This is a genomic window from Pseudomonas sihuiensis (assembly GCF_900106015.1).
Taxonomy (GTDB): domain Bacteria; phylum Pseudomonadota; class Gammaproteobacteria; order Pseudomonadales; family Pseudomonadaceae; genus Aquipseudomonas; species Aquipseudomonas sihuiensis.
The window spans coordinates 938,662-961,657 of the sequence record NZ_LT629797.1 but is presented as its reverse complement, the minus strand read 5'-3'; the positions used below and the strand labels follow the sequence as shown (position 1 = coordinate 961,657).

23 protein-coding genes are annotated in these 22,996 nt (G+C 62.8%); 20 read left to right on the top strand and 3 right to left on the bottom strand.

Going from position 1 to position 22,996, the window contains the following annotated elements; genetic code table 11:
- Positions 1-212: 212 nt before the first annotated feature.
- Together BLT86_RS04650 and BLT86_RS04645 are read right to left on the bottom strand one after the other, a co-directional pair.
- Positions 213-1,622 carry a circularly permuted type 2 ATP-grasp protein gene (locus BLT86_RS04650; RefSeq protein WP_092375043.1) on the bottom strand — a complete coding sequence of 470 codons (1,410 nt, stop codon included), beginning with the start codon at positions 1,620-1,622 and terminating at the stop codon, positions 213-215.
- Between the two features lie 340 nt (positions 1,623-1,962).
- Positions 1,963-2,637, bottom strand: a complete 675-nt coding sequence (locus BLT86_RS04645) for an alpha/beta fold hydrolase (protein WP_197676094.1) — start codon at positions 2,635-2,637, stop codon at positions 1,963-1,965.
- Between the two features lie 101 nt (positions 2,638-2,738).
- Here BLT86_RS04645 and ccoN (BLT86_RS04640) point away from each other — a divergent pair, with 101 nt between their 5' ends.
- The 14 genes from ccoN (BLT86_RS04640) to hemN all read left to right on the top strand — a co-directional run bounded on the left by ccoN (BLT86_RS04640) (position 2,739) and on the right by hemN (position 16,517).
- A complete protein-coding gene (gene ccoN, locus BLT86_RS04640; protein ID WP_092375038.1) occupies positions 2,739-4,178 on the top strand; it encodes a cytochrome-c oxidase, cbb3-type subunit I in 1,440 nt (479 codons plus the stop codon).
- Positions 4,178-4,786: a cytochrome-c oxidase, cbb3-type subunit II gene (gene ccoO / locus BLT86_RS04635; RefSeq protein ID WP_092375035.1), complete on the top strand. Its 609-nt coding sequence runs from the start codon at positions 4,178-4,180 to the stop codon at positions 4,784-4,786. Before ccoN (BLT86_RS04640) ends, ccoO (BLT86_RS04635) begins: the two co-directional genes overlap by 1 nt.
- 5 nt (positions 4,787-4,791) lie before the next feature.
- Positions 4,792-4,971: a cbb3-type cytochrome oxidase subunit 3 gene (locus tag BLT86_RS04630; protein WP_092375032.1), complete on the top strand. Its 180-nt coding sequence runs from the start codon at positions 4,792-4,794 to the stop codon at positions 4,969-4,971.
- Positions 4,968-5,894 (top strand): cytochrome-c oxidase, cbb3-type subunit III, encoded by a 927-nt coding sequence (gene ccoP, locus BLT86_RS04625; RefSeq protein ID WP_092375030.1) that lies wholly within the window; start codon positions 4,968-4,970, stop codon positions 5,892-5,894. Before BLT86_RS04630 ends, ccoP (BLT86_RS04625) begins: the two co-directional genes overlap by 4 nt.
- 348 nt (positions 5,895-6,242) lie before the next feature.
- The gene (ccoN, locus tag BLT86_RS04620) at positions 6,243-7,691 is read left to right on the top strand and encodes a cytochrome-c oxidase, cbb3-type subunit I (RefSeq protein ID WP_092375027.1); all 1,449 of its coding nucleotides are present in this window, start codon (positions 6,243-6,245) and stop codon (positions 7,689-7,691) included.
- Positions 7,691-8,299, top strand: a complete 609-nt coding sequence (ccoO, locus tag BLT86_RS04615) for a cytochrome-c oxidase, cbb3-type subunit II (RefSeq protein WP_092375024.1) — start codon at positions 7,691-7,693, stop codon at positions 8,297-8,299. Before ccoN (BLT86_RS04620) ends, ccoO (BLT86_RS04615) begins: the two co-directional genes overlap by 1 nt.
- A gap of 6 nt (positions 8,300-8,305) precedes the next feature.
- Positions 8,306-8,494 (top strand): cbb3-type cytochrome oxidase subunit 3, encoded by a 189-nt coding sequence (locus tag BLT86_RS04610; RefSeq protein WP_092375021.1) that lies wholly within the window; start codon positions 8,306-8,308, stop codon positions 8,492-8,494.
- Positions 8,491-9,486, top strand: coding sequence for a cytochrome-c oxidase, cbb3-type subunit III (gene ccoP, locus BLT86_RS04605; RefSeq protein WP_092375018.1), 996 nt, complete (start codon positions 8,491-8,493; stop codon positions 9,484-9,486). The genes BLT86_RS04610 and ccoP (BLT86_RS04605) overlap by 4 nt, the downstream gene beginning before the upstream one ends.
- A 161-nt stretch (positions 9,487-9,647) precedes the next feature.
- Positions 9,648-11,060, top strand: a complete 1,413-nt coding sequence (gene ccoG, locus BLT86_RS04600; RefSeq protein WP_092375015.1) for a cytochrome c oxidase accessory protein CcoG — start codon at positions 9,648-9,650, stop codon at positions 11,058-11,060.
- Between the two features lie 13 nt (positions 11,061-11,073).
- Positions 11,074-11,592: a FixH family protein gene (locus tag BLT86_RS04595; RefSeq protein WP_092375012.1), complete on the top strand. Its 519-nt coding sequence runs from the start codon at positions 11,074-11,076 to the stop codon at positions 11,590-11,592.
- Between the two features lie 8 nt (positions 11,593-11,600).
- The gene (locus BLT86_RS04590; RefSeq protein WP_092375010.1) at positions 11,601-14,009 is read left to right on the top strand and encodes a heavy metal translocating P-type ATPase; all 2,409 of its coding nucleotides are present in this window, start codon (positions 11,601-11,603) and stop codon (positions 14,007-14,009) included.
- Positions 14,010-14,083: 74 nt separating this feature from the next.
- Entirely contained in the window at positions 14,084-14,290 is a 207-nt protein-coding gene (ccoS, locus tag BLT86_RS04585; RefSeq protein ID WP_017677210.1) for a cbb3-type cytochrome oxidase assembly protein CcoS, read from the top strand.
- Positions 14,283-14,966, top strand: coding sequence for a sulfite exporter TauE/SafE family protein (locus tag BLT86_RS04580; RefSeq protein ID WP_017677211.1), 684 nt, complete (start codon positions 14,283-14,285; stop codon positions 14,964-14,966). The genes ccoS and BLT86_RS04580 overlap by 8 nt, the downstream gene beginning before the upstream one ends.
- Positions 14,967-15,134: 168 nt before the next feature.
- Positions 15,135-16,517: an oxygen-independent coproporphyrinogen III oxidase gene (hemN, locus tag BLT86_RS04575; RefSeq protein WP_092375007.1), complete on the top strand. Its 1,383-nt coding sequence runs from the start codon at positions 15,135-15,137 to the stop codon at positions 16,515-16,517.
- A gap of 47 nt (positions 16,518-16,564) precedes the next feature.
- Here hemN and BLT86_RS04570 read toward each other — a convergent pair whose 3' ends face one another.
- Positions 16,565-17,008, bottom strand: coding sequence for a hypothetical protein (locus tag BLT86_RS04570; RefSeq protein ID WP_092375004.1), 444 nt, complete (start codon positions 17,006-17,008; stop codon positions 16,565-16,567).
- 153 nt (positions 17,009-17,161) lie between these two features.
- On the opposite strand from BLT86_RS04570, the gene fnr reads away from it, so the two are divergent.
- From fnr to BLT86_RS04540, 6 genes are all read left to right on the top strand, one after another.
- Positions 17,162-17,896 carry a fumarate/nitrate reduction transcriptional regulator Fnr gene (gene fnr, locus BLT86_RS04565; RefSeq protein WP_021489286.1) on the top strand — a complete coding sequence of 245 codons (735 nt, stop codon included), beginning with the start codon at positions 17,162-17,164 and terminating at the stop codon, positions 17,894-17,896.
- A gap of 41 nt (positions 17,897-17,937) precedes the next feature.
- Positions 17,938-18,486: an adenine phosphoribosyltransferase gene (locus BLT86_RS04560; protein ID WP_017677215.1), complete on the top strand. Its 549-nt coding sequence runs from the start codon at positions 17,938-17,940 to the stop codon at positions 18,484-18,486.
- Between the two features lie 84 nt (positions 18,487-18,570).
- Positions 18,571-19,386 carry an ion transporter gene (locus BLT86_RS04555; protein ID WP_092380318.1) on the top strand — a complete coding sequence of 272 codons (816 nt, stop codon included), beginning with the start codon at positions 18,571-18,573 and terminating at the stop codon, positions 19,384-19,386.
- A gap of 234 nt (positions 19,387-19,620) precedes the next feature.
- On the top strand, positions 19,621-20,457 hold the full coding sequence (locus BLT86_RS04550; protein ID WP_092375001.1) for a metal-dependent hydrolase: 837 nt from the start codon (positions 19,621-19,623) through the stop codon (positions 20,455-20,457).
- Between the two features lie 56 nt (positions 20,458-20,513).
- A complete protein-coding gene (locus BLT86_RS04545; protein WP_092374999.1) occupies positions 20,514-22,067 on the top strand; it encodes a flavin-containing monooxygenase in 1,554 nt (517 codons plus the stop codon).
- Positions 22,064-22,948, top strand: a complete 885-nt coding sequence (locus BLT86_RS04540) for an SDR family NAD(P)-dependent oxidoreductase (RefSeq protein WP_092374996.1) — start codon at positions 22,064-22,066, stop codon at positions 22,946-22,948. The genes BLT86_RS04545 and BLT86_RS04540 overlap by 4 nt, the downstream gene beginning before the upstream one ends.
- Positions 22,949-22,996 lie beyond the last annotated feature (48 nt).

Below are 22,996 nucleotides of genomic sequence, written 5' to 3'. Positions count from 1 at the left end.
AAGGCGTGGGACGCAGGCGATGGCCACTCCCTCGTCAAGTCCCGCAACGCAGCATGGCGGGCTCACAGCGCCAACCCGAAGGGCCGCGCCCCGCAAGGCGCAATCCCGCGTCATTCGTCGTTCATGTGGAATAACCAAACCTCTCTCCTCATTCCTTGTCTTGCACCTTGCGGGGCGGCGGCGTGGCCGTCATTTAGCGTGAGTGCGCCCTGCTAGTCCTCCACCACCCAGGTGTCCTTGGTGCCGCCGCCTTGCGACGAGTTGACCACCAACGAGCCTTCGCGCAATGCCACGCGGGTCAGGCCACCGGGCACCAGGCGGGTTTCACGGCCGGTCAGGACGAACGGGCGCAGGTCGATGTGGCGCGGGGCGATGCCGCGCTCGACGAAGGTCGGGCAGGTCGACAGGCACAGCGTCGGCTGGGCGATGTAAGCCTCCGGTTTGGCGATCAGGCGCGCGCGGAAGCTCTCGATCTCGGCCTTGCTCGCCGCCGGGCCGACCAGCATGCCGTAGCCGCCGGAGCCCTGGGTTTCCTTGACCACCAGCTCGGACAGATTGGCCAGCACATGGGACAACTCCTCCGGCTTGCGGCACTGCCAGGTGGGTACATTCTTGAGGATCGGCTCCTCGTCCAGATAGAAGCGGATCATGTCGCCGACGTACGGGTAGACCGACTTGTCGTCGGCCACGCCAGTGCCGATGGCGTTGGCCAGCACCACGTTGCGCGAGCGGTAGGCCGACAGCAGGCCAGGCACGCCGAGCATCGAGTCGGGGTTGAAAGCCAGTGGATCGAGGAAGGCGTCATCAAGGCGGCGATAGATCACGTCCACCTGCCGCGCACCGGCGGTGGTGCGCATGTAGACCTTGTCGTCGCGCACGAACAGGTCAGCGCCTTCCACCAGCTCCACGCCCATTTCACGGGCGAGGAACGCGTGTTCGAAGTAGGCGCTGTTGAAGCGCCCGGGGGTCAGTACCACCACCGTGGGGTTGTCCAGCGGGCTGGAGCTCTTCAGTGCATCGAGCAGCAGGTTCGGGTAGTGATCCACAGGCGCCACGCGCTGCGCGGCGAACAGCTCGGGGAACAGGCGCATCATCATCTTGCGGTCTTCGAGCATGTAGCTGACGCCGCTGGGCGTGCGCAAGTTGTCTTCGAGCACGTAGTAACTGCCATCACCGTCACGCACTAGGTCGACCCCGGCGATGTGCGCGTAGATATCGCGGTGCAGGTCGAGGCCCTGCATGGCCATCTGGTAGCCCTCGTTGGCCAGCACCTGCTCGGCCGGGATGATCCCCGCCTTGATGATGCGCTGGTCATGGTAAAGATCGGCAAGGAACAGGTTGAGCGCCTGTACGCGCTGGATACAGCCGCGTTCGACGACGCGCCATTCGCTGGCAGGGATGGCGCGCGGGATGATGTCGAAGGGGATCAGGCGCTCGGTGCCCTGATCATCCCCATAGAGGGTGAAGGTGATACCGGCACGGTGGAACAGAAGGTCGGCTTCTCGTCGGCGCTGGGCCAGCAGATCATCCGGCGTGTCTGCCAACCAGCGGGCAAATTCGCAGTAGTGCGGGCGGACAGCGCCGCTCGCGTCGTACATCTCGTCATAAAAGGTGCGGGCCATGCCGTACTCCTTGTCACCCGGACTTGCGGGTATCTCTGCAAGCCCCGAGCCAGAGCAATTAATCCTTTAATATCAACTAGTTACAGAAAAACCAAAAACATTAAGCACCATCATGGTGCGCGGCAATGTTTCTGTCATGACGCTCCGCCCCAATGCGTGGCACAGCTTGCGTTGAAACACGGCAAGTACCGCGTCGCGCGACGGTCGACACGACCGCAAGCCCCTGCGAAAGGGCTCAGACACTTGCCTGCCACACTGCGTGACCGCCCGGTCAAGCGCAACCACTTTTACCGCAGCCGCGCCATGAAAAAAGGACGGATGAAGGAGCTTCACCACCCCATCAGCACGACTGCAGACGGTCGGCGATGGCTTGAACCGCGCTGTCGAGGTGCTGCTCATGGTTGAAGCCGGATGCTTTGAGGGGCTTGAGGTCGTGATCGGCGGCTGGCAACCAGTGCAGTTCGATCGCCGCTGAAAGGTCATAGCCTGCAACAGTCTCGCGATTGCCCAGAGCATCACGCTCGCCCTGAATGATCAGCGTCGGCGTGCGCAGCGCAGCCAAATGGGCGACTCGCGGTTTTTCCGGTTTACCAGCGGCATAGAAGGGATAGCCCAGACAAATCAGCACTGAAGCGCCCAGTTCATCGGCCAGCAGGCTGGCCATGCGCCCGCCCATCGACTTGCCGCCGATGGCCACAGGCCCTGCGACCCGTTGGCGCACCTGAGCATGTATGTCACGCCATTGCTGCAGCAGTTGCGCCTGCGGATTGGGCGGGCGCTTGCGCCCGTCCACCCGTCGCTGCGCCATATAGGCGAACTCGAAGCGCACCACGCGCACACCGCGCGCGGCAAGACCTTGAGCCATGTACTGCATGAATGGGCTGTCCATCGGCGCACCGGCACCGTGCGCCAGGATCAGCGTGCCAGACGCTGCCTGCGGCGGCTCGTCCCACAACCCTGGCAGTTCCCGCTCACATTGACCCGCGTCAATAAACCCAGATGGCCCTTTGCTCATGCTTGCCTCGCGTCGATATCCGTGGTGTTCGTGGCCTGCTCATGCCTGGGGGTGCCACGGATATCGGCCGCTCTGCCATAACCGTGGATGGAAGCCCAGACATGAACACAACAACCCGTTCCGCCTACAACTACAGGGTGGTTCGCCAGTTCGCCATTATGACGGTGGTTTGGGGCATCGTCGGCATGGGACTCGGCGTATTCATCGCTGCCCAGCTGGCCTGGCCCGAACTGAACTTCAACCTGCCGTGGACCAGCTTCGGCCGTCTGCGCCCGCTGCACACCAACGCGGTGATCTTCGCTTTCGGTGGCTGCGCCCTGTTCGCCACCAGTTACTACGCGGTGCAACGCACCAGTCAGACCACGCTGTTCGCTCCGAAGCTGGCGGCCTTCACCTTCTGGGGTTGGCAACTGGTGATCGTACTCGCAGCCATCAGCCTGCCACTGGGCTGGACCAGCTCCAAGGAATACGCCGAACTGGAATGGCCGATCGATATCCTGATCACCATCGTCTGGGTGTCCTATGCCATCGTCTTCTTCGGCACGGTGATGCAGCGCAAGGTCAGCCACATCTATGTGGGTAACTGGTTCTTCGGCGGGTTCATCCTCACCGTGGCCATCCTGCATGTGGTCAACAACCTGGAAATTCCGGTCACCCTGACCAAGTCCTACTCGCTGTATGCCGGCGCCACCGATGCGATGATCCAGTGGTGGTACGGCCACAACGCTGTGGGCTTCTTCCTTACCGCCGGTTTCCTGGGGATGATGTACTACTTCGTGCCCAAGCAGGCCGGTCGCCCGGTCTACTCCTATCGCCTGTCCATCGTCCACTTCTGGGCGCTGATCGCGGTGTACATCTGGGCCGGCCCGCACCACCTGCACTACACCGCGCTGCCGGATTGGGCGCAGAGCCTGGGCATGGTGATGTCGCTGATCCTCCTGGCGCCCAGCTGGGGCGGCATGATCAACGGCATGATGACCCTCTCCGGTGCCTGGCACAAACTACGCACCGACCCGATCCTGCGCTTCCTCGTGGTGTCGCTGGCGTTCTACGGCATGTCGACCTTCGAAGGCCCGATGATGGCAATCAAGACCGTCAACGCCCTGTCCCACTACACCGACTGGACCATCGGCCACGTACATGCCGGCGCCCTCGGCTGGGTCGCCATGGTGTCGATCGGCTCGCTGTATCACCTGATTCCCAAGGTGTTCGGCCGCGAGCAGATGCACAGCCTGGGCCTGATCAACAGTCACTTCTGGCTGGCCACCATCGGCACCGTGCTGTACATCGCCTCGATGTGGGTCAACGGCATCACTCAGGGCCTGATGTGGCGCGCAGTCAACGAAGACGGCACCCTCACCTACTCCTTCGTCGAATCGCTGGAAGCCAGCCATGTCGGCTTCGTGGTACGGGTGATCGGTGGCGCCATCTTCTTCGCCGGCATGCTGCTGATGGCCTGGAACGTCTGGCTGACCGTACGTAGCGCGAAATCCACCGAGATGGAAGCCGCTGCGCAGTTCTCGGTAGAAGGAGCCCACTGATGAAACACGAGATTCTCGAGAAGAACATCGGCCTGATGGCCCTGGTGATGATCCTGGCGGTCAGCATCGGCGGCCTGACGCAGATCGTCCCGCTGTTCTTCCAGGACGTCACCAACGAGCCGGTCGATGGCCTCAAGCCCTACACCGCGCTGCAACTGGAAGGCCGCGACATTTACATCCGCGAGGGCTGCGTCGGTTGCCATTCGCAGATGATCCGCCCGTTCCGCGCCGAGACCGAGCGCTACGGCCACTACTCCGTCGCCGGCGAAAGCGTCTGGGATCACCCCTTCCTGTGGGGCTCCAAGCGCACCGGCCCGGACCTGGCCCGCGTCGGCGGTCGCTACTCGGACGAGTGGCATCGCGCCCACCTGTACAACCCGCGCAACGTCGTGCCGGAGTCGATCATGCCCGCCTACCCCTGGCTGGTCGAACAGAGCCTCCATGGCCAGGACACGGCCAAGAAGATGAGCGCCTTGCGCACATTGGGCGTGCCCTACAGCGAAGAAGACATCGCCGGCGCCAGCGACGCGGTCAAGGGCAAGAGCGAGATGGATGCTCTGGTCGCTTACCTGCAGGTGCTTGGCACCGCCGTGAAGAACAAGAGGTGAGCGCCATGTTCGAGCTTATCGATATCGGCACCCTGCGCGGCCTGGGCAGCGCACTGGTTCTGATCGCCTTCACCGCCGTTACCCTCTGGGCTTATAGCGGCAAGCGCCGCGACGCCTTCGCCGAGGCCGCCAACCTGCCCTTCGCCGATGAGTCCAAGCCCGCCGTTTCGAGGACCCAAGCATGACCACCTTCTGGAGTTGGTACATCACCCTGCTGACCGTTGGTTCGCTGGTTGCGCTGTTCTGGCTGATTTTCGCCACCCGCAAGGGCGAAGTTCACAAGAACCCCACCGAGCAGACCATGGGCCACTCTTTCGATGGCATCGAGGAGTACGACAACCCGCTGCCCAAGTGGTGGTTCATGTTGTTCGTCGGCACCCTGGTGTTTTCCGTGGCTTACCTGCTGCTGTATCCGGGCCTGGGTAACTTCAAGGGCCTGCTGCCGGGCTACGAGGATGGCTGGACCCAGGTCAACCAGTGGCAGCGCGAAATGGATCGCGCCGATGAGCTGTACGGCCCGATTTTCGCCAAATATGCCGCCATGCCCATCGAGGAAGTGGCCAAGGACGAGCGCGCGCTGAAGATGGGCGGACGCCTGTTCGCCTCAAACTGCTCGGTCTGCCATGGCTCCGACGCCAAGGGCAGCTACGGCTTCCCCAACCTGACGGACAACAGCTGGCGCTGGGGTGGCGAGCCGGAGACCATAAAGACCTCCATCATGCATGGCCGCGTCGGAGTGATGCCTGCACAAGGCCCGATGATCGGCGAAGATGGTGTGCGTAACGTCGCTGCCTACGTCCTCACCGAACTGGGCGGTCGCGACCTTCCGGAAGATGCGCAGGCCGATGTCGCCGCCGGCAAGCAGATCTTCGCCACGCTCTGCTCCGCCTGCCACACCCCGGCCGGCACCGGCATGGCAGTGATGGGCGCGCCGGACCTGACTCAGCCCAGCGCCTTCATCTACGGCAGCAGCTTCGCCCAACTGCAGCAGACCATTCGCTATGGTCGCAGCGGCAACATGCCGGCTCAGGGTGATTTTCTCGGTAACGACAAGGCTCACCTGCTGGCTGCTTACGTGCTCAAGTTGAGCCAGGGCGAAGACAAGTAATCCACGGCTTTACCGGCGACCGCAGCAAGGTCGCCGGCTCCCTCCTTATATAAGTGTGCGACCCAGTGTCGCACCTGCCGACCAATAGCCCTGCAACCCCCTTGATCTGGGCTATGCTGCTTTTCAGTCGCCACCTGCCACAACTCCAAGGCGATCCATTCTTAGCGCTGCGCAAAATGATTGCGCCAAAAGCACACAGAGCCGCTCCCCGGGTCGACTCGAACGCCCCGTGAAACGCTCTGAAACCCGGTTCGCGTCGGTATGTTGCGTTGCAATGGCTACCTGCTTTCTCCATACTTGCCGCCGATTTTTGCCCCATAAAACTCCATTAACCGTGGAACCCCTAGCATGAGCACAGCAATCAGTCAGACTGCTTATAACTATAAGGTGGTCCGCCAGTTCGCCATTATGACGGTGATCTGGGGGGTCATTGGGATGGGTCTAGGCGTGTTCATCGCCGCACAACTCGTGTGGCCGGAACTCAACCTAAACCTGCCGTGGACCAGCTTCGGCCGTCTGCGCCCGCTTCACACCAACGCGGTGATCTTCGCCTTTGGCGGATGCGCACTGTTCGCCACCTCGTATTACGTGGTCCAGCGCACCTGTCAGACGCGCCTGATCTCCGACGGTCTGGCTGCCTTCACCTTCTGGGGTTGGCAAGCTGTCATCGTGCTCGCCGTGATCACCCTGCCGATGGGCTACACCAGCACCAAGGAATACGCCGAGCTGGAATGGCCGATCGACATCCTTCTGGGCCTGGTCTGGATCACCTACCTGGTGGTGTTCTTCGGCACTATCGTCAAGCGCAAGACCAAGCACATTTATGTGGGCAACTGGTTCTTCGGCGCCTTCATCCTCGTGACCGCCATGCTGCATATCGTCAACAGCGCCGCCATGCCGGTGAGCCTGTTCAAGTCGTACTCGGTCTACGCCGGGGCGACCGACGCGATGATCCAGTGGTGGTACGGCCACAACGCCGTAGGCTTCTTCCTGACCACCGGCTTCCTGGGCATGATGTACTACTTCGTACCCAAGCAGGCCGAGCGTCCGATCTACTCCTATCGCCTGTCCATCGTGCACTTCTGGGCGCTGATCACCCTGTACATCTGGGCCGGCCCGCACCACCTGCACTACACCGCCCTGCCGGACTGGGCCCAGAGCCTGGGCATGGCCATGTCGGTCATCCTCCTGGCACCAAGCTGGGGCGGCATGATCAACGGCATGATGAGCCTGTCGGGCGCCTGGCATAAGCTGCGCACCGACCCGATCCTGCGCTTCCTGGTGGTATCGCTGGCGTTCTACGGCATGTCGACCTTCGAAGGCCCGATGATGGCCATCAAGACCGTCAACGCCCTGTCCCACTACACCGACTGGACCATCGGCCACGTGCACGCAGGGGCGCTGGGCTGGGTGGCGATGATCTCCATCGGTTCGCTGTATCACCTGATTCCCAAGGTGTTCGGTCGTGAGCAGATGCACAGCATCGGCCTGATCAACGCGCACTTCTGGCTGGCGACCATCGGCACCGTGCTGTACATCGCCTCGATGTGGGTCAACGGCATCACCCAGGGCCTGATGTGGCGCGCAGTCAACGAAGACGGCACCCTCACCTACTCCTTCGTCGAATCGCTGGAAGCCAGCCATGCAGGTTATGTCGTACGCATGATCGGTGGTGCCTTCTTCGTCACCGGCATGCTGCTGATGACTTACAACACCTGGCGCACCGTGCGCGCCGCCAAGCCGGCTGAATACGAAGCAGCCGCGCAGATCCCCGCAGTTCAAGGGAGCGCCCACTGATGAAACACGAAATCATCGAGAAGAACATCGGCCTGATGGCGCTGCTGATGGTGATCGCCGTCAGCATCGGCGGCCTGACGCAGATCGTCCCGCTGTTCTTCCAGGACGTCACCAATGAGCCGGTGGAAGGCCTCAAGCCCTACACCGCGCTGCAACTGGAAGGCCGCGACATCTATATCAAGGAAGGTTGTGTCGGCTGCCACTCGCAGATGATCCGCCCGTTCCGCGCCGAAACCGAGCGTTACGGTCACTACTCCGTCGCCGGCGAAAGCGTCTGGGATCACCCCTTCCTGTGGGGCTCCAAGCGTACCGGCCCGGATCTGGCTCGCGTCGGCGGTCGCTACTCGGACGAGTGGCATCGCGCCCACCTGTACAACCCGCGCAACGTCGTGCCGGAGTCGAAGATGCCTGCCTACCCATGGCTGGTGGAAAACAGGCTCGACGGTCGCGACACCGCGAAGAAGATGGAAGTCATGCGTGGCTTCGGCATCCCCTACACCGACGAAGATATCGCCGGCGCCCGCGATGCCGTGAAAGGCAAGACCGAAATGGACGCGCTGATCGCGTACCTGCAGGTTCTCGGCACTTCCATCAAGAACAAACGGTAAGACGCTATGGACATCGGGATGATTCGCGGCATCGGCACGGCGGTGGTGTTCATCGCCTTCATCGGCGTGGTGCTCTGGGCTTACAGCAGCAAGCGCAAATCGAACTTCGACGAAGCTGCCAACCTGCCCTTCGCCGACGATCCCAAGCCCGAGTCCACGCGCGATCAGGACTCTTCCAGGAGCAATAACCAATGACCACGTTCTGGAGTTGGTACGTAACCATTCTGTCTCTGGGCACCATCTTCGCCCTGACCTGGCTGATCTTCGGCACCCGCAAGGGCCAGCGCCAGGAAACCACCGAAGAAACCGTCGGGCACAGCTTCGATGGCATCGAGGAGTATGACAACCCACTGCCGAAGTGGTGGTTCATGCTGTTCGTCGCCACCATCGTCTTCGCCCTCGGCTACCTCGCCCTGTACCCGGGCCTGGGTAACTTCAAGGGCCTGCTGCCGGGCTACGACTACGTCGACAGCGAGAAGCAGACCCCTTTCGCTGCCGGTGTACAGATCGCTGACGGTTCCATGCGTTACTCCGGCTGGACCGGCGTGCACCAGTGGGAAAAGGAAATGGCGCGTGCCGATGAGCAATACGGCCCGCTGTTCGCCAAGTACGCTGCCATGCCCATCGAGGAAGTGGCCAAGGACGAGCAAGCCCTGAAAATGGGTGGCCGCCTGTTCGCCTCCAACTGCTCGGTGTGCCACGGCTCCGATGCCAAGGGCAGCTACGGCTTCCCCAACCTGACCGACAACGAATGGCGCTGGGGCGGCGACCCGGAAACCATCAAGACCACCCTGCTCAAGGGCCGTCAGGGCATGATGCCTGCTCAGGGTCCGATCATTGGTGAAGATGGCGTGCGCAACGTTGCCGCCTACGTCCTCACCGAGCTCGGCGGTCGCGAACTGCCGGAAGGTGTCGAGGCTGACATCGAGGCTGGCAAGCAAGTGTTCGGCACCGCCTGCGCGGCCTGCCATACTCCGGCCGGTACCGGCATGCAGGCCCTTGGGGCACCGAACCTGACCAACCCGGCCGCGTTCATCTACGGCAGCAGCTACGCGCAACTGCAGCAGACCATTCGCTACGGCCGTCACGGCAACATGCCAGCCCAGGAAGAATTCCTTGGCAACGACAAGGTGCACCTGCTGGCTGCCTATGTGTACAGCCTGTCGCACAAGGCCGAAGAGCAGTAAGCGCAAAGCGGCTCTTTTGACAAGGGTCAATGAACGCCCGGGTCGCGACCGCTGGTCGCACCCGGGCGTTGTCTTTCAGGCGTACCATATAGTCATCGTGAAATGACCCTGACCGGCACGCATCGGCCCGGGCTGCCAACCAACCGCCGTGGTATGCATCGATGAGCGAACAGATTCCCGTCCAGGACGTCACCCCTCCTCCTGCCAAGAATGCCAGCGTCGATCTCTACGCCAGCCGCGAGAAGATCTATACCCGCGCATTCACGGGCCTGTTTCGCAATCTGCGACTTGCCGGCGGCGCCCTGCTGTTCCTGCTGTACTTCGGCACCGTCTGGCTGAACTGGGAAGGCCGCCAGGCCGTCTGGTGGAACCTGCCGGAACGCAAGTTCCATATCTTCGGCGCCACCTACTGGCCGCAGGACTTCATGCTGCTGTCCTGGCTGCTGATCATCTGCGCCTTCGGTCTGTTCTTCATCACCGTGTTCGCCGGCCGCGTCTGGTGCGGCTACACCTGCCCGCAAAGCGTGTTCACCTGGGTGTTCATGTGGGCCGAGAAAGTTACCGAAGGTGACCGCAACCAGCGGATGAAGCTGGACAAACAACCCATGAGCGGCAAGAAATTTACACGCAAGCTGGCCAAGCACGGCATCTGGGTGGGCGTGTCACTGCTCACCGCAATCACCTTCGTCGGCTACTTCACGCCGATTCGCGACCTGGTGATCGAGATCTTCACCGGCCAGGCCAGCGGCTGGGCCTATTTCTGGATCGGTTTTTTCACCCTCGCCACCTACGGCAACGCCGGCTACCTGCGCGAGCAGGTATGCATCTACATGTGCCCCTATGCGCGCTTCCAGAGCGTGATGTTCGACCAAGACACCCTGATCGTCTCCTACGACCCGCGCCGCGGCGAGAAGCGCGGTCCGCGCAAGAAGGACGCCGACTACAAGGCACAGGGCCTGGGTGATTGCATCGACTGCAAGATGTGCGTACAGGTCTGCCCCACCGGTATCGATATCCGCGACGGCCTGCAGATCGAATGCATCGGCTGCGCCGCCTGCATCGACGCCTGCGACGACATCATGGACAAGATGAACTACCCCAAGGGGCTGATCAGCTACACCACTGAACACAACCTGTCCGGGCGCAAGACCCGCCTGCTGCGCCCGCGCCTGATCGGGTACGCTGTCGCACTGGTCGCGATGATCGGCCTGTTCGCCTGGGCTGTGGCCACTCGTCCGCTGGTGGAACTGGACGTGCTCAAGGATCGCGTACTTTTCCGCGAGAACGAGCGCGGCTACATCGAGAACGTCTACACCCTGAAGATCATGAACAAGGCGCAGCGCGACATGACCTACGTGATCACCGTCGACGGTCTCGACGGCCTGGTCTACGAAGGCAAGCGCGAAGTACGGGCGCTGGCCGGTGAGGTGTACTCCTTCCCGGTCGAGCTGTCCATCGCACCGGAAAAACTGCCTTCCAGCGCCAATAACATCGTCTTCCACGTACAATCGGCAGACGACCCCAGTATCAAGAACGACGCCGACAGCCGATTTATCGGCCCCAGCGTCCGCTGACGACGGAAAACGCATGAGCGAACACAACACATCGCCAGTCAAACCCTGGTACAAGCAGTTCTGGCCCTGGTTCATCCTATTCCTGTTGGGCTACTCGGTGGTGCAGGGGCTGACCCTGCTCACCATCGCCACCAAGAACCCGCCGGGCCTCATCTCGGATGATTACTACGACGTCGGCAAAGGCATCAACCAGTCGCTGGAACGTGAGAAACTGGCAGAACGCCTGCAGCTGCATGGCGAACTGGTGCTGGACAACACCACCGGCACCGCACTGCTGAGCCTGCAGGGCAACAGCCGGCCACAGCAGATTGTGCTCAACCTGATCTCGCCGACCCAGCCGGAACGTGACCGCCGGGTGATCCTGCAACCCACTGCTGACGGTCACTACCGTGGTCAGATGGTCGATCAGGTCAGCGGTCGCCGCTTCGTCGAATTGCTCGGCCAGGAAGGCAGCCAGAACTGGCGCCTGTTCGAGGAGGAAACCATCGCCGATGGCCAGACCATCATGATCGGTGACAATCCCTCCTACTGACCCTGCCGATGCCCGCCCCTACTCCCTGCTACCACTGTGGCCTGCCGGTGCCTGCCGGCAGTCAGTTCAGTGCCGACGTGCTCGGCCAGGCCCGGCAAATGTGCTGCCCCGGCTGCCAGGCGGTGGCCGAAGCCATCGTCGCCGGCGGGCTTGAGCACTATTACAGCCATCGCAGCGAAAGTGCCGCCAACCCGCAGGCACTGCCCGCCGCCCTGCCTGACGAACTGGCGCTCTACGACCGCAGTGACGTGCAGCAGTCTTTCGTCCAGCACGAAGGCGAACTGAGCGAAACCCAATTGCTGATCGAAGGCATCAGTTGCGCCGCCTGCGGCTGGCTGATCGAAAAGCATCTGCGCGGCGTAGCGGGCGTGGCCGAAGCGCACCTGAACCTGTCCAACCACCGCCTGCAGGTGCGCTGGCAGGATAGCCGGATACCCTTGAGCCAACTGCTCGCCGAATTGCGCCGCATTGGCTACGCCGCCCATCCGTGGCGCGCCGACGAGGCGGCCGAACGCATGGCTGCGGAGAATCGCCGGCGCATGCGCGAGTTGGGTGTGGCCGGGTTGCTGTGGATGCAGGTGATGATGGCGACCATGGCCACCTGGCCGGAGTTCAACATCGACCTGTCGCCGGAACTGGACAAGATCCTGCGCTGGACCAGCCTGTTCCTCACCACACCTATCGTCTTCTACTGTTGCGGCCAGTTCTTCCGCGGTGCCCTGCGCGACCTGCGCACGCGCCACCTGACCATGGACGTATCGGTCTCGCTGGCCATTGGCGGCGCCTATGTCGCCGGCATCTGGTCGACCATCACCGGCCAGGGCGAGCTGTATTTCGACGCGGTGGGCATGTTCGCCCTGTTCCTCCTCGCCGGCCGCTATCTGGAGCGGCGTGCGCGAGAACGCACAGCCGCCGCTACGGCGCAGTTGGTCAAGCTGCTGCCGGCCTCCTGTCTGCGCCTGAGCGCCGACGGCCAGAGCCAGCGCATCCTGCTCAGCGAACTGCGTGAAGGCGAGCAGGTGCTGGTGCAACCCGGCTCGCTGATTCCCGCCGACGGGCGCATCCTCGCCGGCCAATCGAGTGTCGACGAATCGCTGCTCACCGGCGAGTACCTGCCGCTGCCACGCGGCATCGGCGACAGCGTTACCGCTGGCACGCTGAACGTCGAAGGCCCATTGACCGTCGAAGTGCAGGCGCTGGGCGATGCCACGCGCCTGTCGGCCATCGTGCGCTTGCTGGATAGGGCGCAAAGCGAAAAACCACGCCTGGCGGAAATCGCCGACCGCGTGTCGCAATGGTTCCTGCTGTTCATTCTGGTGGCGGCCGCCGCGGTCGGTTTCGCCTGGTGGGAGATAGACTCCAGTCGCGCCTTCTGGGTCGTGCTCGCCCTGCTCGTGGCCACCTGCCCCTGCGCCCTGGCCCTGGCCACCCCGACTGCGCTGACCACCGCCACCGGCACCCTGCACAAGCTGGGCATGCTGCTGACGCGCGGCCATGTGCTCGAAGGCCTAAACCAGATCGACACCCTGGTGCTCGACAAGACCGGCACGCTGACCGAAGGCCGCCTGACGCTCAAGGCCATCCATCCGCTGCGCGATCTCGACCAGGGCGCTTGCCTGGCGCTGGCGGCCGCGCTGGAGAACCGTTCGGAACACCCCATCGCCCGCGCGTTCAGCCAAGCGCCCCGCGCGGCGCAATCCGTGGACAGTCATCCGGGCCAGGGTCTACAGGGCAGCGTCGATGGCCGCCTGCTACGCATAGGCGAGGCCAGCTTCGTCTGCGCCCTGAGCGGCCAGGCCGTACCACCGATTGCCAGCGAGCACGGCCAATGGCTGCTGCTGGGCGACGAACAGGGCCCACTGGCCTGGTTCGTCCTCGACGACCGCCTGCGCGAGGATGCTCCCGACCTGATCTCCGCTGCGCGCGCGCGGGGCTGGAACATTCACCTGCTCTCTGGTGACAGCTCACCGATGGTGGGTGAAGTCGCCCGCCAGCTGGGCATCGACGACGCTCGGGGCGGCCTGACCCCGGATGCCAAGCTGGCAGTGCTCAAGCAGTTGCACGGTGAAGGGCGGCGCGTGCTGATGCTTGGCGACGGCGTCAACGACGTACCGGTATTGGCTGCCGCCGACATCAGCGTGGCCATGGGCTCGGCCTCCGACCTGGCGAAAACCAGCGCCGACGCCGTGTTGCTGTCGAACCGACTGAGCAGCCTGGTCGACGGCCTGAAGCTGGCCAAGCGCACGCGCCGTATCATCATCGAGAACCTGGCCTGGGCGACGCTGTACAATGGCCTGGTACTGCCCTTCGCCGCCCTGGGCTGGATCACGCCGATCTGGGCAGCCGTGGGCATGTCCCTTAGCTCGCTGCTGGTGGTGCTCAACGCCCTGCGCCTGAGCCGCACCCCGAACACGTAGGAGCGAGCTCTGCTCGCGAAGAAGCGGTTCGCGAGCAGCGCTGGCTCCTACTCAGATGCCCCCCTGGAGACCGCATGTCCGCCCTCTACATCCTGATCCCTGTCGCCATCGGCCTGGTCGGTTTCGCCATCTGGCTGTTCTTCTGGGCGGTAGACAGCGGTCAGTACGACGATCTCGACGGCCCAGCGCACAGCATTCTGTTCGACGACGAAGATCCACTGCACAAGGCTGGCGTCGAGCAGGCCGAGGACCACAACAAGCCGGGCAAACCTGATGCTTGAGCTGGCACCGCTGCTGGTGTCGGCGCTGATTCTCGGCCTGCTCGGTGGCGGCCATTGCCTCGGCATGTGCGGCGGCCTGATGGGCGCGCTGACTCTAGCGATCCCTGCCGAGCAACGCGGCAGGCGTCTACAACTGCTGCTGGCTTACAACCTCGGGCGCATTCTCAGCTACAGCCTTGCAGGCTTGCTCCTGGGCCTGGCCGGCTGGGCCATTGCCGGCAGCAAAGCCGAAGTGGCGATGCGCACAATGGCTGCCTTGCTGCTGATTGCCATGGGTCTTTATCTGGCCGGCTGGTGGAGCGGGCTGACACGCATCGAAGCGCTGGGTCGCGGCCTGTGGCGGCATATCCAGCCGCTGACCCGGCGCTTCATGCCGGTCAGCAATCTGCCGCGCGCCCTGGTCCTGGGTGGTTTATGGGGCTGGCTGCCGTGCGGGCTGGTCTACAGCACCCTGCTGTGGGCCTCCAGCCAGGGAAATGCAGTCAACAGTGCCCTGCTGATGCTAGCGTTCGGCCTGGGCACCTGGCCGGTGCTGCTGGCCACCGGGCTGGCAGCAGAACGCATCACCACCCTGCTACGCAAGCGCGGCGTGCGCATGGCTGGCGGCCTGCTGGTCATCCTGTTCGGTATCTGGACCCTGCCCGGCCCACACCAGCACTGGCTGATGGGGCACTGAGGCGTAGCCCGGATGTAATCCGGGAGCAAGGTACCCAACATCCCCGGATTGCATCCGGGCTACGCCGCGACAACACCTCCAGTGCTCAACGTGCCCTTGATTCAGGTCAAGGCCACCACCTACGCGCATCCCTAGACTGGCCGCACAGCCTGTCCAGGATTATTTCCCATGCTCGACGCCATCCAGTGGGATGCCGACCTGATCCGCCGCTACGATCTCGCCGGCCCGCGCTACACCTCCTACCCGACTGCCGTACAGTTTCACGACGATATCGGCCCGTTCGACCTGCTGCATGCCCTGCGCGACAGCCGCAAGGCCGGACGCCCGTTGTCGCTGTACGTGCACGTGCCCTTCTGCGCGCACATCTGCTACTACTGCGCCTGCAACAAGGTCATCACCAAGGACCGCGGCCGCGCCCTGCCCTATCTGGAAAAGCTCGAGCGGGAAATCGAGATCATCAGCCGCTACATCGACCGCAACCAGCCAATCGAACAGCTGCATTTCGGTGGAGGTACACCGACCTTCCTCAGCCACGACGAACTGCGCCGGCTGATGCAGCACCTGCGTCGGCACTTCAACCTGCTCGATGATGACTCCGGCGACTACAGCATCGAGATCGACCCACGCGAGGCCGACTGGTCGACCATGGGCCTGCTGCGTGAGCTGGGCTTCAACCGTGTCAGCCTCGGCGTGCAGGACCTCGACCCCGAGGTGCAACGCGCGGTCAACCGCCTGCAGACCCTGGAGGAAACCCGCGCCATCGTCGAGGCGGCGCGTACCCTGCAGTTCCGCTCGGTGAACATCGACCTGATCTACGGCCTGCCCAAACAAACGCCAGAGCGCTTCGCCCGCACCGTGGCCGAGGTCATCGCCCTGCAGCCGGATCGCCTGTCGCTGTTCAACTACGCACACCTGCCGGAACGCTTCATGCCGCAACGGCGCATCAGCGCCGACGACCTGCCGAGCCCGGCGGACAAGCTGGCCATGTTGCAGAACAGCATCGAGCAGCTGACACGCGCCGGGTATCGTTACATAGGCATGGACCACTTCGCCCTGCCCGACGACGAACTGGCCATCGCCCAGGAAGAAGGCACGCTGCAACGCAACTTCCAGGGCTACACCACCCACGGCCACTGTGACCTGATTGGCCTGGGCGTCTCTGCCATCAGCCAGATCGGTGATCTGTACAGCCAGAATGACAGCGATATCGCCAGCTATCAGCAGACCCTGGGCAATGGCCAGCTGGCAACGCGTCGCGGCTTGCACTGCAATGCCGACGACCGCCTGCGCCGCGCCGTGATCCAGCAGCTGATCTGCCACTTCGAGCTGCGTTTCGACGACATCGAACAGGCCCACGGCGTGGTATTCCGCGACTACTTCGCGGCGCTTTGGCCTGAGCTTCAGCAGCTCGACCGTGACGGTTTGATCGAGCTGGGTGCAGAAGGGATTCAGGTGCGCCCGGCCGGGCGTCTGCTGGTGCGCTCGCTATGCATGCTGTTCGACCGCTATCTCAACGATCAGGTACGCCAGCGTTTTTCTCGGGTGATCTGAACACCAGTAGCCTGCGCCAGTGACGGCTTCCGTCACTGGCTGGCGTATCACCCCATCGCCAGCGTGGCGGCGGTCTGCATCTGCTCGTTCGACAGGCCGTTCTCACGCATGAGCTTAATCAGGTTGGCATTGGCCGCAGTCAATGCGCTGTTGAGCGACGCCAGCTCGGTCTGTAATCCTTCAAGCTGCTGGCGCTTGGTTTTCGCATCAAGGCTCTGATCGCTCATGATCGCCTCTATCTGCGCCTGCTTCTCGACGATCTGCGCACGCAACTCGCGGATCATTTTGAGCAGGTCCTTGATCGCCTTGGGCAGATCGCTGTTGTCGATGTCCTCGTTCTTGTCGGACTTGGCCAACATGCTCTTGCCCAACTCGGACAGACTCACACGGAGCCCCTCGCGCACCTCCTCGGGGCTCCGCTCGACTGCGGTAAATTGTCGCTGAACGCCCTGCACCAGATTATTCAGCGGCCCACTGGATGGTATGCGCATCGCGCTGCTCCCTGCTTTGGACTATGGTTCTACAGTCTGGATCGGCACCCAGAGGCTAAACTTGAGCGCTCGGTCAGCCCTTATATGGCTGGCCGCCACCCGAGCCCTGCGGTACCCTTACGAACATTGCGTGTATATCCGGGAAGCCCAACGATGTCCGAGAGCATCAAGCTGCACAAGCAGCATCAAGCCCATTGCAAGGATTGCAGCCTGGCCAGCCTGTGCCTGCCGATCTCGCTGAACCTGGAAGACATGGACGCGCTCGACGACATCGTCAAGCGCGGCCGCCCGCTGAAGAAGGGTGAATTCCTGTTCCGCCAGGGCGACACCTTCGGCTCCGTGTTCGCCGTACGCTCCGGTGCGCTGAAGACCTTCAGCCTGAGCGATGGCGGTGAGGAGCAGATCACCGGCTTCCACCTGCCCAGCGAGCTGGTCGGCCTGTCCGGGGTCGACGGCGAGCGCTACCCGGTTTCCGCGCAGGCACTGGAAACCACCTCGGTCTGCGAGATTCCCTTCGAGCGCCTTGACGACCTGGCTCTGCAGTTGCCGCAACTGCGTCGCCAGCTGATGCGTATCATGAGCCGTGAAATCCGCGACGATCAGCAGATGATGCTGTTGCTGTCGAAGAAGACCGCGGACGAACGCATCGCCACCTTCCTGGTCAATCTCTCCGCCCGCTTCCGCGCCCGCGGCTTCTCGGCCAACCAGTTCCGCCTGGCCATGTCGCGCAACGAAATTGGTAACTATTTGGGCCTTGCGGTAGAGACGGTGTCTCGCGTATTTACCCGCTTCCAACAGAACAAGCTGCTCGAAGCCGAAGGCAAGGAAGTGCACATTCTCGACCCAATCGAGCTGTGTGCTCTGGCCGGCGGCAACCTCGACGTTTGAGTTCGCACGATTTCGCGGGCTCAACGCATTAGGACCCCACGATGATCTTTGACGAATTCAGCATCAAAACCCTGATCCGCCCGGTACCGGACTTCCCCAAACCGGGCGTCATATTTCGCGACATCACCCCGCTGTTTCAGTCACCGCGCGCCCTGCGCATGGTCGCCGACAGTTTTATCCAGCGTTACGTGGAGGCCGAATTCAGTCACATCGGCGCCATGGACGCGCGCGGCTTCCTGATCGGCTCGATCATCGCCTACGAACTGAACAAGCCGCTGGTGCTGTTTCGCAAGCAGGGCAAACTGCCGGCTGACGTGCTCAGCGAGGGCTACCAGACCGAATATGGCGAAGCCTTCCTCGAAGTGCACAGCGACAGTCTCTGCGAAGGCGATTCGGTACTGATCTTCGATGACCTGATCGCTACCGGCGGCACCCTGATCGCCGCAGCCAACCTGGTGCGACGCATGCGTGCAACGGTCTTCGAGGCCGCTGCGATCATCGACCTGCCTGAGCTGGGCGGTTCGCAGAAACTGCAGGACGCCGGCATCCCCACCTTCACACTGACGGCCTTCGCCCTCGACGATCACTGAGCCAAAGCGCCTGCCAACCCGCAAGTGGGTTGATGATTCAGCCGGGCAATGCCCGGCATCACCGATTACCTTGGCCAGACTCCCATGCACGAACTCGAACTGAATCCATCCAGCGACTGGCGTCAACGCCTGGGCGCTCTCATGAACGGCGCCATCATGCAGCGCCTGATCACCCTGCTGATCATCATCAATGCCGTCATTCTCGGCCTGCAGACCTCACCGTCGATCATGACCGACTGGGGCACGCCGCTGCTGATTCTCGATACCTTCATCCTCACCTGCTTCGTTATCGAACTGGCGCTACGTTTCACCGCCCGCGGCATCGGCCTGCTGCGCGATCCCTGGGCAGTATTCGATTGCCTGGTAGTCGGCATCGCCCTGGTACCGGCAAGCGGCCCCTTCGCCGTGCTGCGTGCCTTGCGCGTGCTGCGGGTACTGCGACTGGTGTCGATCAATCCGAGCATGCGCAAGGTGGTGCAGGCGCTGCTCGCTTCTCTGCCTGGCATGGGCAGCATCGTCATGCTGATGGGGTTGGTGTTCTATGTCGCCGCGGTGATGGCCACCCAGCTGTTCGGCCAGAGCTTCCCCGAGTGGTTCGGTAATATCGGCGCCAGTCTGTACACCCTGTTCCAGGTGATGACCCTGGAAAGCTGGTCGATGGGCATCGTGCGCCCGGTGATGGAAGAGCATCCACTGGCCTGGCTGTTCTTCGTGCCCTATATCCTCGTCGCGACATTCATGATGCTCAACCTGTTCATCGCCGTTATCGTCAACGCGATGCAGAGCACCCACGAGCCCAATGCCGAGGAGCAGGCCGCAGCAACTCGCGAACAGGCAATTCTCGACGAGTTGCGCGCGCTGCGCAGCGAAGTGGCCGAGCTGCGCCGTAACTCACCGTAAGCCCCGTCGTCAGCGCAATCCGCCACGTCTAGCGCGGCGGATTGCGTACCTCTTTCCTGATTCTGCCCATCAGACCCGCCTTAAGTTGGCGGCGCTCAGCGCCCGCACGCCCGATAGTTACATCGTTCAATGACACAGTTGGTCTGTCGAGATTAGCCATCTGCGACCCCGAGTGCTGCCAGCCAGAGCCGCACGACAATCGGGAGTACCAACGCCCAGAAGAGGACTCGAACGATGAGCGCAAGTACCACCCTACCCCAGCCGAAACCCAGCTTTCCGGTGCGTCGCATGGACTTCAGTTTCAGCGAGACACCGAAGTACTGGTTCTACGACGACCCGTTCATGAGCCATTTCATGAACAATCTGTCGTCGCTGTTCCCCTACGGCGAGAAGTTCTTCGTCGACAGCGTGCGCGCCGTACGCGATCAGGTCAGCGAGCCGCAGCTGAAAAAAGACATCAGCGCCTTCATCGGTCAGGAGGCCATGCACTCCAAGGACCATGCGGCCTACAACGACTATGCCAATGAGCACGGTATCGACCTGGAGCGCCTCGAGCTGCGCATCAAGGTACTGCTCGAATGGACGACCCGCTTCAGCACCAAGAAGCAACGCCTGGCAGCCACCTGCGCCCTGGAACACTTCACCGCGACCATGGCCGAGCAGTTGCTCAAGCGTGAAGATCTCACCACACAGATGAACGACCCGAAGCTCTATCAACTGTGGATGTGGCACGCCATCGAGGAGAACGAGCACAAGGCCGTGTGCTACGACGTCTATCAGAAGGTCTACGGCGGTTACTTCACCCGCACACTAGTGATGATGCTGACCACCCTGATGTTCCTCGGCGTGATCGGCTGGTTCCAGATTCACCTGCTGCGCAAGGACGGTCAACTGTTCAACTGGCGCAGCTGGGGCTTCGGCCTGAAGAAGCTGTTCGGCCCGCGTAATGGCTTCTTCACCAGGCTGCTCGGCCCCTATCTGGACTACTACCGCCCCGGCTTCCACCCCAAGGATCACGACACCGACAAGCTGGAAAATCGCTGGCGCGAGCGCCTCGGTTTCAGCAGCTGAGGCCTCTTGGTGTACGGATTTAGACACCAACAAGAACGACAAGCAGGAGTTCGGTCATGAATGCGCCCGTGTCACCCCCTATCGCTGGCCGCCATTGCAAGATCGCCATCCTCGGCAGCGGCTTTTCCGGCCTCGGCATGGCCATTCGCCTCAAGCAACAGGGCGAGCAGGACTTCCTGCTGTTCGAAAAGGAAGCCGGCGTCGGCGGCACCTGGCGGGTGAACAACTACCCGGGCTGCGGCTGCGACGTGCAATCGCATCTGTATTCCTTCTCCTTCGAGCCGAACCCGAACTGGACGCGGATGTTCGCCAGGCAGCCGGAAATCAAGGCCTATCTGCAAGGTTGCTGGGAGAAGTATCGGCTGCAGGACAAGACCCTGCTGGACACAGAAGTGGTGCAGATGCGCTGGGACGAGCACGCCGAGCTATGGCATCTGCAGGACCGCGCCGGCAACCAGTACAGCGCGCAGTTCGTGGTATCCGGTATGGGCGCACTGTCGACGCCGTCGATTCCCAAACTCAAGGGCCTGGAGAACTTCACCGGCGAGGTGTTCCACTCACAGCAGTGGAATCACGACTACGACCTGAGCGGCAAGCGCGTGGCGGTGATCGGTACCGGCGCCTCGGCCATCCAGTTCGTGCCGCAGATACAAAAGCAGGTTGCGCAGCTCGATCTCTACCAGCGCACGGCACCGTGGATCATGCCCAAGCCGGACCGCGCCATTCGCGATGATGAACGCGAGCGCTTCAAGCGCTTCCCTCTGGCGCAGAAACTCTGGCGCGGCGCCCTGTACAGCATCCTCGAAAGCCGGGTGATCGCCTTCGCCTTCGCCCCGCGCCTGCTGCGCATGGCCCAGGGCATCGCCAAGCTGTACATCAAGAAGCAGATCAAGGATCCGGCACTGCGCGCCAAGGTCACCCCGGACTACACCATGGGCTGCAAGAGGGTGCTGATCTCCAATGACTACTACCCGGCGCTGACCCAGGCCAACGTCGAGGTGATCACCGACGGTATCGCCGAAATCCTGCCGGGCGCCGTGCGCACTGCCGACGGCCAGGAGCGCGAAGTGGACGCCATCATCTTCGGCACCGGCTTCACCCCCAGCGACCCGCTGCCGCGCGGCACCGTGTTCGGCCGCGACGGCGTCGATCTGCTCGACACCTGGCCCGAAGGTCCGGAAGCCTACAAGGGCACCATGACCGCGGGCTTCCCCAACCTGTTCTTCCTCATGGGGCCGAACACCGGCCTGGGCCACAACTCCATGGTCTACATGATCGAGTCGCAGATCACCTATGTGCTCGGCGCCCTCAAGCAGCTAGAAGAAGGCCGGCTGCAGAGTCTGGAGCCCAAGCGCGAGGCGCAGGACGCCTTCAATCGCAAGATCCAGGGCACCCTCGGCAGCACCGTATGGAATGCCGGCGGCTGCATGAGCTGGTACCTGCATCCGATCAGTGGGCGCAACTGCACGGTATGGCCCGGTTTCACCTGGCGCTTTCGCATGCTGACGCGCAACTTCGATCCGCATGCCTATCACTTCAGTCGCCAGCACGCCGCTCACCCGGCGCAGAGCAATGCCATCAGCCTCGACGCGCAGGAGGTCAGCGCATGAAATCCTTCGAGAACAAGGTTGCCGCCATCACCGGCGCTGGCTCCGGCATCGGCCGCGCCCTCGCCTACCACCTGGCCCGCCAGGGCTGCCACCTGGCGCTGTCCGACGTCAACGTCGAGGGCCTCAAGGAAACCGTCGAGCAGGCCCGCAAGCTCGGCGTCACCGTCAGCCAGCAGCGGGTCGACGTTGCTGATCGCTTCGCCGTCGAGGCCTGGGCCGAGCAGATCGTCAGCGAGTTCGGCCGGGTCAACGCCATCTTCAACAATGCCGGCGTGGCCCAGGGCGGCACCGTGGAGGGCAACGATTACGCCGACTACGAATGGATCATGAACATCAACTTCTGGGGTGTGGTCAACGGCACCAAGGCCTTCCTGCCCTACCTCAAGGCAGCCGGCCAGGGCCATGTAGTCAATGTGTCCAGCGTGTTCGGCCTGTTCTCCCAGCCCGGAATGAGCGCCTACAACGCCAGCAAGTTCGCCGTGCGCGGCTTTACCGAGTCGCTGCGCCAGGAGCTGGATATGGCCGCCTGCGGGGTTTCCGCCAGCTGCGTGCATCCCGGCGGCATCCGCACCAACATCGCCAAGACCGCGCGGATGAACGATAGCCTGGCCAAGGTCACCGGCCAGGAAGCCGAACAGGCGCGCCAGCAGTTCAATGACCAGCTGCTGCGCACCACGCCGGAACAGGCGGCGAAGGTCATCGTAAATGGAGTGCTGGCCAACAAGCGGCGCATTCTTATCGGCGCCGATGCCCATGCTCTGGACTGGATGCAGCGCAGCATGCCGGCGCTGTATCAGCGCCTGGTCACTCTGTCGATGCGCCTGGCTGCCCGCTTCGCGCCCAAAGCACGGAGCGCAGACGGGGTGCGCGAGATTTCCTAGGGTGAGCCGACATTGCTTGCATGCCCCTGGGAGGTACGCGGCCCTGGG